The sequence below is a fragment of the Cellulomonas soli genome (assembly GCF_052036975.1).
Classification (GTDB): Bacteria; Actinomycetota; Actinomycetes; order Actinomycetales; family Cellulomonadaceae; genus Cellulomonas; species Cellulomonas soli_A.
Window position 1 is genome coordinate 24,262 of the sequence record NZ_JBQIAR010000022.1, and the last position, 12,896, is coordinate 37,157.

The window sequence follows — 12,896 nt, forward strand, 5'->3', positions numbered from 1 at the left end:
CCCCCAGGAGGACCCCGATGAGCCTGACCCGTTCGCGCGCCGCGCTGGCCGCCCCGCTCGCCCTGGCCACGCTGCTGCTGGCCGGCTGCGCGGGCTCGGCCTCCTCGACCACCACGACCGCTGCCGCGACGGCCGCCGCTGCCGACGGCTCGGCGCCCAGCGCCCCCGACGACCAGGAGCGGGGCGGCATCTCCGGTGAGATCGCCGCGGTCACCGGCACGGTCCTGCAGGTCCAGGACGACGAGGGCCAGACCGCCGTGTCGTGGACCGACACGACCACGTTCAGCCGCACCGCCGCGGGATCGCTCGCCGACGTGACCGTCGGCTCGTGCGTCGTGGCGGTCACCGCCTCCACCGACGACACCGCGAGCGCTGCCACGTCCGTGCAGGTCACCGCCGCCGTGGACGGCGAGTGCTCCGCTGCGGGCGTGGGCGGTGCCGGGCGTGGCGCCGGCGCCCCTGGTGACATGCCCACCGACATGCCCGACGGGATGCCGACCGACATGCCCGACGGGATGCCCACGGACATGCCTACGGGCATGGCGGGGGGTGGCGGCTTCGGGGCCGTCACCGCCGGGCTGGTCACCGCGGTCGACGCCGGCACCATCACCGTGCAGGCGACGGGCACCGACGGCACGACGACCACCGAGACGGTCACCGTGGATGGCGCCACGACGTACACGGCGACCACCACGGCCGACTCCACCGCCGTCGTCGTCGGGCTGTGCGCGAGCGCCCGCGGCGAGGCGGACTCCTCCGGTGCCGTGGTCGCCACGGGCATCACGGTGTCCGACCCGACCGACGGAAGCTGCACCAGCGGCTTCGGCGGCATGGGCGGCATGCGTGGCGGTCAGGCGCAGGCGGGTGACGACGCCGATGCGTGAGCACGCGCAGCGCCGCCGGGCCACCCGGCGCACCGGACGCCGCACGCTCGCCATCGCGGTGACCACGGTCGTCGCGCTCGGCGCGGCCGGTGGGGGCGTCGCCCTGGCGGTCGGGCGCACCGGCACGCAGACCTACCGGACGGCCATGGCCGGCCTGGGCACGGTGGAGCAGACCATCGACGCGACCGGGACCGTCGCCTCGGCCGAACGCGCCGACGCCGCGTTCACGGTGGCCGGCACCGTCGCCTCGGTGGGTGTCGCCGTCGGCGACACGGTCGCCGCCGGTGACGTGCTGGCCAGCCTCGACCCGACCTCGTTGCAGGACGCGATCGACGAGGCGACGGCGACGCTGGCCGACGCCGAGCAGCAGCTCGAGGACGACATCGACTCGCAGACCGCGAGCACGGGCACCACGAGCAGCACCACCAGCTCCGGCACGACCGGCACCAGCACGACGAGCACGACCGGCACCGCCGCCGCGGCTGCGGGCACGACGAGCTCGTCGGGGTCGTCGTCGAGCACCCCCACCGGGTCCGCGACCGCAGGGACGACGACCGGCGGCGCGTCGGGCTCGGGTACGTCGACGCAGGTCACGCGGGCCGTCCAGGCGGTGACCGCTGCGCAGCAGGCCCTGCTGGCCCGGTACGCGAGCGCCACCGAGGCCCTCGCGGCCTCCGACGCGGCCCTGACCGCCTCGCAGACGGCCTGCACCGCGTTCCTCGCGGTGCTGCCCACCGACCTCGCCGGTGAGCAGGTGACCGGTGACTCGACGGGCTCGGGCACGCTCACGCTCTGGCCCGCCACCGTGGTGGCTGGTGCGGCGCAGAAGGTCACCGGCGCGGGGTTCACCGCCGGTGACGAGCTCGACGTGGTCGTCGCGGACGGCTCCGGCACGGTGCAGGTCGCGACCGTGCAGGTCGCCGCCGACGGCACGTTCGCGCTGGCCCGGCTGGTCGGCTCGACCGAGGGTGCAGCCACCGTCGAGGTCCGGGACACCTCCGACGCGACGCTGGCGGGCGTCGCCACGACCGTCGTGGCGGACTCCGCCACGTCCGACGTGCCGAGCGCGCTGGCCCAGTGCCAGTCGTCCCTGACCGACGTGGCGGACGCGCAGACGCTCGTCGGCACGGCGCAGACCGAGCTGCTGCAGCTGGCCACCGCGCTCGACGACGCCGTGGCCGACCTGGACGAGGCTGTCGCGGCCGGTTCCGGCAGCACGACGTCCGGCAGCACACCGAGCACCGGTTCCGGCACGGGCTCCGGCACCTCGACAGGCACCTCCACCGGCACGTCGTCCGGGACCGCCTCGTCCGGCACCGCCGGTGCGTCCGGCACCGCCGCAGGGTCGGTCACGGCACCGGCGGCATCCACGGGCACCTCGACGACCTCGTCGGGCGGCACCACCAGCTCAGGCCTGGGCGGGTCGTCGTCGGGCACGTCGACCGTCGCCTCGGCGGCGGACCTCGTGGCGGACCAGGCGGCGATCACCCTGGCCGAGGCGGACCTGGCGCTGGCCGAGAGTCAGCTGCAGTTCGTCGACCTGACCACCCCGATCGCGGGCACCGTCGCCGCCGTCGGGATCGCAGCCGGTGACACCGTGTCGGCGTCGTCCACCACGGCCGTCATCACCGTGATCGGCGCCACCGGGTACGTGGTGACGGCCACCGTGCCGCTCAGCCAGGTGAAGATCGTCGAGGTGGGTCAGAGCACCGACCTCGAGGTGCCGGTCACCGACGAGTCGCTCGCCGGCACCGTGTCGAGCATCGGCGTGCTCAACGCCTCGACGTCCTCCTCGACGCCGTCGTACACGGTGACCGTCGCCGTCGACCCGACCGACGTGCAGCTCTACGACGGCTCGTCGGCGCAGGTGCAGGTCACGGTCGCGGGCGGCGAGCAGGTGCTCACGGTGCCCAGCTCGGCCGTCCACCTGGACGGGTCGAGCGTCACCGTCCAGGTGCTCCGGGACGGGGTCGCGCAGGACGTCGACGTGACGCGCGGCGCGGTCGGCACCGAGCTCACCGAGATCACCGAGGGCCTGTCCGAGGGCGACGAGGTGGTCCTGGCGGACCTCACGCAGGAGATGGTCTCCGAGGAGTCGAGCACCAGCACCGGCCTGTCCGGGCTGAGCGGGTCGACCGAGGAGGAGTCCACGTCCGGCCGTCAGATGCCGGACTTCTCCGGCGGCCAGATGCCCAGTGGTGGCTTCGGTGGCATGGGTGCCCCTCCCGGCAGCTGAGGTCGGCTCGGCTCGTCCGCCGGGCAGCAGGGCCGAGGAGGGCGTCCGCCGGTGCGGGCGCCCTCCTGGCGTGTGCGTGCAGGTGAGCGCCCAGCCTCCGGTCGGCGGCGACCGGCCTCCTGAGTAGGCTCGCGACGTGCGCGCCTGCCGGTGCGCGGGGGAGGGGTGGTTCGCGATGACGATCGAGGCGGCGGGCGGCAGTCGGCCCCGGGTCGCGGTGCTCGGCGGCGGCGTGATGGGCGAGACGCTCATCTCCGCGCTGCTGACGGCAGGCTGGTCGGTGGACGACGTCGAGGTCACCGAGCGCTCCGCGGTGCGGGCGAACGAGCTGTCGGCGCGGCACGGCGTGCGGGCCAGCCGCGGCAACGTGAAGGCCGCCTCGCACGCGGACGTGGTGCTGGTGGCGGTCAAACCCGACGTGGTGGGCGTCGTGCTCGACGAGATCTCCGCTGCGCTGCGCGAGGGCACGCCGGTGATCAGCGTCGCGGCGGGTGTGCCGATCTCCTTCTACGAGCAGCGGCTGCCCGCGGGGACCCCCGTGGTGCGCGTCATGCCCAACACGCCGGCCCTGGTCGGCAAGGGTGCCAGTGCGATCGCCCCCGGTTCGTCGGCCACCGACGAGCACCTGGCCCTGACGGAGCAGGTGCTCGCTGCCACGGGCCTGGTCGTGCGCGTCGCCGAGAAGGATCTCGACGCGGTCACGGCGATCTCCGGCTCCGGCCCGGCGTACGCGTTCTACCTCATCGACGCGATGGCCGAGGCCGGTGTGCTGCTGGGGCTGACCCGCGACCTGGCCACGCGTCTGGCGGTCGCGACGGTCGAGGGTTCCGCGGCGCTCGCGGCGAGCTCAGGGGATCATCCCGTGGTGCTGCGTGAGCGGGTCTCCTCGCCCGGTGGCACGACGGTCGCCGCGGTGCGCCAGCTCGACGCGCACGGCGTGCGTGCGGGTGTCGTGGCCGCGGCGGAGGCGGCGCGTGACCGCTCGCGCGAGCTCGGCGCCCGGTACGGGGCGTGACCATGACCGACCGGAACGACGAGCCGCACCCGGTCGCCGGGTCGCCGACGGGCGCGGCGTTGCGCTCAGGCGCTGCGGCCCGACCGCCGTCGATGAGCGACGTCGCGCAGCAGGCGGGGGTGTCTCACCAGACCGTCTCGCGGGTGCTCAACGACCACCCGAGCGTGGCTCCCTCGACGCGTGAGCGTGTGGTGGAGGCCATCGCCGCGCTCGGTTACCGACCGAACCGGGCTGCCCGGTCGCTGGTGACCCGCCGCACCGACACCCTCGGCGTGGTCACACCGGCCGGTGCGTTGTACGGCCCGACCAGCACGCTGATCGGTTTCGAGGAGGCCGCGCGGGACGCGGGTTTCGTGGTCTCCGTGGCCACGGTGCGGCACTTCGACGGGCCGACCATGCGGGCTGCGCTGGAGCACTTCCTGCAGCAGGGCGTCGACGCGTTCGCGATCATCGCGCCCACGGTGTCCGCGGTCGAGGTGCTGGCCACGGTGGAGCTGCCGGTGCCGGTGGTGCTGCTGTCGTCGGCGTCGGCCGTGCCGGACGTGCCGCACCTGCACGCGGTGGCGGTGGACCAGCACCACGGGGCGCGCCTGGCCACCAGGCACCTGATCGCGCAGGGTCACCGTGAGGTCGTGCACGTGGCCGGTCCGCGGGACTGGTTCGACGCCTTGGACCGGGTGGCCGGGTGGCGGGCCGAGTGCGAGGCCGCCGGGCTCGTGGTGCCCGACCCCGTGGTGGTCGGCTGGGACGCGACCGACGGGTACGAGCTGGGGCGACGGCTGATCCGCGAGGGGCTCCCGCCGGCGGTGTTCACGGCCAACGACCAGCTGGCCCTGGGTCTGCTGCACGCCTTCTGGGAGGCGGGTGTGCGGGTGCCGGACGACATCGCGGTCGTCGGCTTCGACGACGAGGTCGGTTCGGCGCACTACACGCCGCCGTTGACCACGGTGCGCCAGGACTTCGCCGGGCTGGGCCGGCTGGCGATCGGCTCGTTGACGGCTGCTCTCGCGGGCGAGGTGCCGGGCCGTCGTCTGCTGCCGGCCGAGCTCGTGGTGCGCGCCAGCTCCGTGCGTCGCTGACCGTTCGCCGTCGCGTCCGTGCTGGTCGCGGGCACGGTCGGAAGTCCCGCTTGACGAGGTCCATGTGAACGCTAACATGGAAGCGGCCGCCGGCGTCCGCCGGGGGAACCTGCCCGGAGCGCCGGGCGGACGGCGACGGAGCAGCGCGAGGCAGGTCGATGGTGATGGCACCCCAGCAGGCACAGGTCGACGACGTACGGCAGGCCATCGCCGAGGGGCGGACCTCCCTCGGCATCGAGCTCGGATCGACCCGCATCAAGGCGTGCCTGATCGGGCCTGACCACACCCCGATCGCCAGCGGCAGCCACGAGTGGGAGAACCAGCTCGTCGACGGCGTGTGGACCTACTCCCTCGACGCCGTGTGGGAGGGCCTGCAGGCCTCCGTCGCGGACCTGTTCGCGGACGTCGAGACGCAGTACGGCGTGCGCCCCACCACGTTCGGCGCGCTCGGCGTCTCGGCGATGATGCACGGCTACCTGGCCTTCGACGAGGCCGACGAGCTGCTGGTGCCGTTCCGCACCTGGCGCAACACGTCGACCGGTCGGGCCGCCGCCGAGCTGAGCGACCTGTTCGGCCACAACATCCCGCTGCGCTGGTCGATCGCCCACCTGTACCAGGCGATCCTCGACCACGAGCCGCACGTCCCGCAGGTGCGTTTCGTCACCACGCTGGCCGGCTACGTCCACTGGAGGCTCACCGGCCGCAAGGTGCTCGGCGTGGGCGACGCCTCGGGCATGTTCCCCATCGACTCGGCCACGCACGACTACGACCAGAACATGCTCGCCCAGTTCGACCAGCTGGCCGCGACGCGTCGTCCGGGTCTGGTCCTCACCGAACTGCTGCCGCAGGTGCTCACCGCCGGCCAGGAGGCCGGGACCCTGACGGCCGAGGGCGCCGCGCTGCTCGACCCGAGCGGCACGCTGCTCCCCGGCCTGCCGCTGTGCCCGCCCGAGGGTGACGCCGGCACCGGCATGGTCGCCACCAACTCGGTGGCCCCGCGCACCGGCAACGTGTCGGCCGGCACGTCGATCTTCGCGATGGTCGTCCTGGAGCGTCCGCTGACCCGCGTGCACCACGAGCTGGACCTGGTCACCACGCCGGCCGGCGACCTGGTCGCGATGGTGCACTGCAACAACGGCGCCAGCGAGCTCAACGCCTGGGCGGGCCTGTTCGGCGAGTTCGCCGCCGGTCTGGGCAGCACGGCGAGCACCGACGAGGTGTTCGGCACGCTGTTCCGCGCCGCGCTCGAGGGCGAGGCCGACGGCGGCGGGCTGCTGGCCTACAACTACCTGTCCGGCGAGCCGATCACCGGTCTGGACGAAGGTCGCCCGCTGTTCGTGCGCACCCCCGACTCGCGCCTCACGCTCGCCTCGTTCATGCGCACGCAGATCTACAGCGCGTTCGGCACGCTCGCGCTGGGCATGCGCGTCCTGACGGCCGAGGGGGTCGAGCTCGACGCGATGTTCGCGCACGGCGGCATGTTCCGCACCGCCGGTGTCGCCCAGCGCCTGCTGGCCGCGGCGATCGGCGCCCCGGTGGCCGTCGGTGGGACCGCCAGCGAGGGTGGGGCGTGGGGGATCGCCGTGCTGGCGTCCTACCTGGGTGCCTCCGCCGAGCTGCCGCTCGACGAGTTCCTCACCACCCGGGTGTTCGCCGACGCCGGCACGCAGGTCGTCGAGCCCGACGCCGGTGACGTCGCGGGCTTCGCCGCCTACCTCGAGCGCTACAGCGCGGGCCTGGCGATCGAGCGCGCCGCCACGGCCGCCCTGTGACCACCCACATCAGCACCACACCGATCCTGGAGGATCTGCGATGACCGAGACCCTGTCCCTGGCCGCGTACTCGCCCGAGGTGCGCGACGCCGTCGCCCGCACGCGCGAGGTCGTCGCCACGCTGCACGCCGAGCTGCCCCGCTGGGAGCTCATCGTGTGGACCGCCGGCAACGTGTCCCAGCGGGTCCAGGTCGACCCGGCCGGCCCGTCGCAGGCGGACCTGCTGGTCATCAAGCCGTCGGGCGTCACGTACGACCAGCTGACGCCCGAGGCCATGGTCGTGTGCGACCTCGACGGCAACCTCGTCGAGGGCACCCGCTCGCCGTCCTCGGACACCGCCGCGCACGCCTACGTGTACAAGCACATGCCCCACGTCGGCGGTGTCGTGCACACCCACTCGACGTACGCGACCGCCTGGGCCGCGCGCGGCGAGGAGGTGCCGTGCGTGCTGACGATGATGGCCGACGAGTTCGGCGGCCCGATCCCCATCGGTCCGTTCGCCCTCATCGGTGACGACTCGATCGGCCGCGGCATCGTGGACACCCTGTCGGGCTCGCGCAGCCGCGCGGTGCTCATGCAGAACCACGGGCCGTTCACCATCGGTCGCGACGCCAAGGACGCCGTCAAGGCGGCCGTCATGGTCGAGGAGGTCGCCCGCACGGTGCACATCTCGCGTCAGCTCGGCGAGCTCATCCCGATCGCGCAGTCCGACATCGACGCGCTGTACGCGCGCTACCAGAACGTCTACGGCCAGGGCGACTCCGCCCCGGTCCAGGCCGAGAACTGACCCGCACCACCACTCGACGAGGAGACCCACGCATGAGCAAGCCCTACGCCGACCGCGAGGTCTGGTTCTTCACCGGCAGCCAGGACCTGTACGGCGAGGAGACGCTGCGCCAGGTCGCCGAGCAGTCGCAGGAGGTCGCCCGCGGCCTCGACGCGTCGCCCGACGTGCCCGTCCGCATCGTCTGGAAGCCCGTCCTGAAGGACGCCGCCTCCATCCGCCGCGCCATGCTCGACGCGAACAGCGACGACAAGGTGCTCGGTGTCATCACCTGGATGCACACCTTCAGCCCGTCGAAGATGTGGATCACCGGCCTGGACCTGCTGTCCAAGCCGCTGCTGCACCTGCACACGCAGGCGAACGTCGAGCTGCCGTGGGACAGCATCGACTTCGACTTCATGAACCTGAACCAGGCCGCGCACGGCGACCGCGAGCACGGTTACATCCAGTCGCGCCTGGGCATCGCCCGCACGACGGTCGTCGGCCACGTCTCCAACCCGGCCGTGCAGGCCCGGGTCGGCACGTGGGTCCGCGGTGCCGCCGGGTGGGCCGCCACGCACGAGCTCAAGCTCGCGCGCTTCGGCGACAACATGCGCAACGTCGCCGTCACCGAGGGTGACAAGACCGAGGCCGAGATCCGCTTCGGCGTCTCCGTGAACACGTGGGGCGTCAACGACCTGGTCGCCGCCGTGGACGCCGTCGAGGAGTCCGCGGTCGACGCGCTCGTCGCCGAGTACGAGGACCTGTACGACGTCGTCGCCGAGCTGCGCAAGGGCGGCGACCGTCACGAGTCGCTGCGTTACGCCGCCCGTCAGGAGGCCGCGCTCGAGTCGTTCCTCACCGAGCTGGGCGCCAAGGCGTTCACGACGAACTTCGAGGACCTCGGCGCGCTGCGCCAGCTGCCCGGCCTGGCCGTGCAGCGCCTCATGGGCAAGGGCTACGGCTTCGGCGCCGAGGGCGACTGGAAGACCGCCGTCCTGGTCCGTGCCGCCAAGGTCATGGGCGAGGGCCTGCCCGGTGGCGCCTCCCTCATGGAGGACTACACCTACGACCTGACCCCGGGCTCGGAGCGCATCCTCGGTGCGCACATGCTCGAGGTCTGCCCGTCGCTGACCACCTCCACCCCGAAGATCGAGGTCCACCCCCTCGGCATCGGTGGCAAGGAGGACCCGGTCCGCATGGTGTTCAACACCGACCCGGGTGTCGGTGTGGTCGTCTCGCTGGCCGACATGCGCGACCGGTTCCGCCTCACGGCGAACGTGGTCGACCTGGTCGAGCACCCCGAGCTGCCGCACCTGCCCGTGGCCCGCGCGGTCTGGGAGCCCCGCCCCGACTTCGCGACGTCGGCCGAGGCGTGGCTGACCGCCGGCGGTGCGCACCACACGGTGCTGTCCACGGCGGCCGGTGTCGAGGCGCTCGAGGTGTTCGCCACCATCGCGCGCACCGAGCTGCTGGTCATCGACGAGACGACCACGCGTCGCTCGTTCGCCGACCAGGTCCGCTGGAACAACGTGTACTACCGGATCGCCCAGGGCTTCTGAATCTGACCGATCCTGCTCGACCCTGACGCAGCCCGTCCCCGCCACCGTGCGGGGGCGGGCTGCGTCGTCCCGCGGGCATCCGGGGCGGCTCGCTCGACGCTGCGGCTCCTAGGCTGGGCGGATGGGTGTCGAACCGGCGGTGTCGAGCGGGTCCGCGGCGGACGAGGCGGTCGAGGTCGTGCGGCGGCGCGGTCGGCGACCGGACGGGCAGGACACGCGGGGGATGATCCTCGAGGCGGCCCGGGTGGAGTTCGCCGAGCGGGGGTTCGCGGCGGCGAGCGTGCGGGCGGTGGCCCGGCGGGCGGGGGTGGACCCGGCGCTCGTGCGGCACTACTTCGCGGACAAGGGTGAGCTGTACGCGGCGGGGCTGATCCCGCAGGGCACCGACCCGGAGCAGCTCGTCGACCGGTTGGTGGCCGGCGGGGTGGATGGTCTGGGCGAGCGGTTGCTGCGCACGGTCCTGGGGTTGTGGGAGGTCGACGGCGGCGAGCGGTTCCGGGTGGCCGTCGGGGGCCTTGTCGGGGATGCCGGAGGCCCCGGGCCGGGGGCGCAGGTGCTGTCGGAGTTCTTGGGGCGGCGGGTGTTCGGTCGGGTGGCCGTGCGGCTCGGTGACCCGGTGGGTGCGCTGCGGATGTCCCTGGTGGCCTCGCAGGTGGTCGGGGTTCTGGTCGCCCGGCATGTGCTGCGGGTCGCTCCGTTGGCGGAGCTGTCCGTCGAGGAGGTCGTGGCCTTGGTGGGGCCGACGCTGCAGGGGTACCTCACGGGTCACCTGGCGTTGCCCTTGCGCGAGGACACCCCCGAGGAGCAGAATTCCTCACATGAGGAATAACGAGATCGCTGCGGCGATCGAGATCAGCGGTCTGCGCGTCGTCCGCGGCGGGACCACGGTCGTGCCCGCGCTCGACCTGGTCGTCCCGTCCGGGCAGGTCGTCGGCCTGCTCGGCCCCAGCGGGTCCGGCAAGACCACGCTCATGCGCGCGGTCGTCGGTGTGCAGGTCGTGGCCGCCGGCACCGTCACGGTGCTCGGCGAACCGGCCGGGTCGCCCTCGCTGCGCCGCCGCGTCGGCTACGTCACGCAGGCGCCGAGCGTCTACGCCGACCTCACCGTCGCGGAGAACCTGCGCTACGTGTCCTCCATCCTCGGCGTCGACGGCGACGCCACCGCCCGGGCCCTCGCCGACGTCGACCTCAGCCGGCACCGGCACCGCACGGTCGCCACCCTGTCGGGAGGAGAGCGGTCCCGGGTGTCCCTCGCGATGGCCCTGCTGGCCCGCCCCGACCTGCTCGTGCTCGACGAGCCGACCGTCGGGCTCGACCCGGTGCTCCGACGCGACCTGTGGGACCTGTTCGGCCGTCTCGCCGCCACCGGCACGAGCCTGCTGGTGTCCAGTCACGTGATGGACGAGGCCGCCCGCTGCGACCGGCTCGTGCTGCTGCGCGACGGAGTCGTCCTGGCCGACGGCTCGCTCGACGAGCTCTGCGCACGCACGGGTGCCCACGACGCCGAAGGGGCCTTCCTCGCGCTCGTCGACGCGGCCGACGGTGCCGACACCGCCACGGACGGTGCCGCATGAACGCGCGCCTGACCTTCGCCACGGCATCCCGGGTGCTGCAGCAGCTGCGGCACGACCACCGCACGCTCGTGCTCGTCCTCGGCCTGCCCGTGCTGCTCCTGGGTCTGGTGGCCTGGATGTTCGACGGCACCCCCGTGCTCGACCAGTTCGGGCCGATGCTCGTGGGGCTCTTCCCGCTCATCGTGATGTTCCTGGTCACCAGCGTCGCCACGCTGCGCGAACGGCAGTCCGGCACGCTCGAACGGCTGATGACCCTGCCGATCGGACGCGCCGACGTGGTGGTCGGGTACGTGCTGGCGTTCGCGGTGCTGGCCTGCGTGCAGGCGCTCGTCGTCGTCGGGTTCGCGGTGTGGGCGTTCGGCATGGACGTCGCCGGGCCGCTGGGGCTCGTCGTGCTGGTGGCCGTGATCGACGCCGTGCTCGGCTGCGCCCTGGGTCTGGGTGGGTCCGCGCTGGCCCGCACCGAGTTCCAGGCCGTGCAGCTGATGCCGGCGCTGATCTTCCCGCAGCTCATCACCTGCGGCCTGCTCATGCCGCGCGACGAGATGCCGCAGCTGCTCGAGTGGCTCTCGCGCGTGTTCCCGCTGACCTACGCGATCGAGGCCATGCAGGACCTCGCCGCCGGCGGCGGGTGGGACGAGGTGCGCGGGGCGGTCGCGGTGATGTCGCTGTTCGTGGTCGGTGCCCTGGTGGTCGCCGCAACGACGCTGCGTCGCCGCACACCCTGAGCGCCGCCCGGGGGCGGGACGCCTCGGGTTTGCCGTCGAGCGCCTGCGACCCCGACGATCGGCTCATGCCTGCAGACGTCCTGGTCGTCGACGACGACCCCGGCCTGCGCGAGCTGCTCGACTCGGGCCTCGCGTTCGCCGGCTACGACGTCCGCACCGCTGCGACTGCCGCGGAGGCCTTCGACCGGCTGCGCGAGCGCCGACCCGACGCGGTGGTGCTCGACGTCGTCCTGCCCGGCACGGACGGGCTCGACGTGCTGCGTCTGCTGCGCTCGACCGGCGACCGGACGCCCGTGCTGCTGCTCACCGCGCGTGATGCCGTGCCCGACCGGGTGGCCGGGTTGACGGCGGGCGCCGACGACTACCTGACCAAGCCGTTCGACCTGACCGAGCTCGTCGCCCGGCTGGAGGCACTGCTGCGCAGGACCGCCGCGCACGCGGTCGGCCAGGCGGCCACCACCCCGGCCGATGGCGAGCAGCTGCGGTTCGCCGACCTCGAGCTGGACCTGGCACGCCTGCGCTGCCGTCGCGGCACCCGCGAGCTCGACCTGTCACCCACCGAGCTGCGCCTGCTGTCCGTGCTGCTGCAGGCAGGCGACCGCGTGGTCACCAAGGCGCAGCTGCTCGACCGGGTCTGGGACTACGACTTCGGCGGGGACACGGGCGTCGTCGAGAAGGTCGTCTCGCGTCTGCGCCGCAAGGTCGACACCGATGGCGAGCAGCCGCTCATCCACACCGTGCGGGGATTCGGCTACACGCTGCGACGCGCAGGAGACCGGTGACCGGGCACGACGTGCGACCCGAACCGTCGCTGTCGCGCCCGCCCCGGGCCATCCGCACGCGGCTGGTCGTGGGCGTCACCGCGGTGCTTCTCGCCGCGCTCGTCGGCGCCGGGGTGGTCAGCGTCGTCGCGCTGCGGCAGATCCTCGTCGAGCACGCCGACGAACGCGTCACCGCGGCCCTGGACGTGGTGCTCGCCCGGGTCGAGGCACCCGGCGGCACCCTGTCCGAGACCGGGCTGCGCAGCCTGGTCCCCGACGACACGATCGTCGCCGCCGCGCAGGACGACGTCGTGGTGGTGGCCGTGGCCGGTGGCGGGACCTCCACACCGCGCGACCTGGCGGGCGTCGCCGGGGTCGTGGCCGGCGCGGCCCCCGTCGGCGTGACCTGGGACGGTCTGCCCGTGCGTGTCGGTGCGGTCGCCACCCCCGGGCTGACCTTCCGCCTCGACCCGGCCGGTGGCGGCGGGGAGGTCGCGGTGGACCGGGTGCTCGTCGCGGTGG

12 protein-coding genes are annotated in these 12,896 nt (G+C 73.6%); all 12 read left to right on the forward strand.

Annotated elements, in window-relative coordinates:
* Positions 1 to 17: 17 nt before the first annotated feature.
* On the forward strand, positions 18 to 884 hold the full coding sequence (locus tag ACTHAM_RS16855; protein ID WP_440689584.1) for a hypothetical protein: 867 nt from the start codon (positions 18 to 20) through the stop codon (positions 882 to 884).
* Positions 865 to 3,120: an HlyD family efflux transporter periplasmic adaptor subunit gene (locus ACTHAM_RS16860; protein ID WP_440689586.1), complete on the forward strand. Its 2,256-nt coding sequence runs from the start codon at positions 865 to 867 to the stop codon at positions 3,118 to 3,120. Before ACTHAM_RS16855 ends, ACTHAM_RS16860 begins: the two co-directional genes overlap by 20 nt.
* Before the next feature lie 175 nt (positions 3,121 to 3,295).
* Positions 3,296 to 4,135 carry a pyrroline-5-carboxylate reductase gene (gene proC, locus ACTHAM_RS16865; RefSeq protein WP_440689588.1) on the forward strand — a complete coding sequence of 280 codons (840 nt, stop codon included), beginning with the start codon at positions 3,296 to 3,298 and terminating at the stop codon, positions 4,133 to 4,135.
* A gap of 2 nt (positions 4,136 to 4,137) precedes the next feature.
* Entirely contained in the window at positions 4,138 to 5,214 is a 1,077-nt protein-coding gene (locus tag ACTHAM_RS16870; protein WP_440689590.1) for a LacI family DNA-binding transcriptional regulator, read from the forward strand.
* 164 nt (positions 5,215 to 5,378) lie between these two features.
* A complete protein-coding gene (locus ACTHAM_RS16875) occupies positions 5,379 to 6,986 on the forward strand; it encodes a xylulokinase (protein WP_440689592.1) in 1,608 nt (535 codons plus the stop codon).
* 40 nt (positions 6,987 to 7,026) lie between these two features.
* Positions 7,027 to 7,773 carry an L-ribulose-5-phosphate 4-epimerase gene (locus tag ACTHAM_RS16880; protein ID WP_440689594.1) on the forward strand — a complete coding sequence of 249 codons (747 nt, stop codon included), beginning with the start codon at positions 7,027 to 7,029 and terminating at the stop codon, positions 7,771 to 7,773.
* Positions 7,774 to 7,805: 32 nt separating this feature from the next.
* Complete coding sequence (araA, locus tag ACTHAM_RS16885) at positions 7,806 to 9,311, forward strand: L-arabinose isomerase (protein ID WP_440689596.1); 1,506 nt, start codon at positions 7,806 to 7,808, stop codon at positions 9,309 to 9,311.
* A 121-nt stretch (positions 9,312 to 9,432) separates the two neighbouring features.
* Positions 9,433 to 10,140 carry a TetR/AcrR family transcriptional regulator gene (locus ACTHAM_RS16890; RefSeq protein WP_440689598.1) on the forward strand — a complete coding sequence of 236 codons (708 nt, stop codon included), beginning with the start codon at positions 9,433 to 9,435 and terminating at the stop codon, positions 10,138 to 10,140.
* A complete protein-coding gene (locus ACTHAM_RS16895) occupies positions 10,130 to 10,885 on the forward strand; it encodes an ABC transporter ATP-binding protein (protein ID WP_440689600.1) in 756 nt (251 codons plus the stop codon). The genes ACTHAM_RS16890 and ACTHAM_RS16895 overlap by 11 nt, the downstream gene beginning before the upstream one ends.
* Positions 10,882 to 11,613 carry an ABC transporter permease gene (locus tag ACTHAM_RS16900; protein WP_440689602.1) on the forward strand — a complete coding sequence of 244 codons (732 nt, stop codon included), beginning with the start codon at positions 10,882 to 10,884 and terminating at the stop codon, positions 11,611 to 11,613. Before ACTHAM_RS16895 ends, ACTHAM_RS16900 begins: the two co-directional genes overlap by 4 nt.
* A 65-nt stretch (positions 11,614 to 11,678) precedes the next feature.
* On the forward strand, positions 11,679 to 12,395 hold the full coding sequence (locus tag ACTHAM_RS16905; protein WP_440689605.1) for a response regulator transcription factor: 717 nt from the start codon (positions 11,679 to 11,681) through the stop codon (positions 12,393 to 12,395).
* The coding region (locus tag ACTHAM_RS16910; protein ID WP_440689606.1) for a hypothetical protein at positions 12,392 to 12,896 on the forward strand (505 nt) is incomplete at its 3' end. The genes ACTHAM_RS16905 and ACTHAM_RS16910, both read left to right, overlap by 4 nt.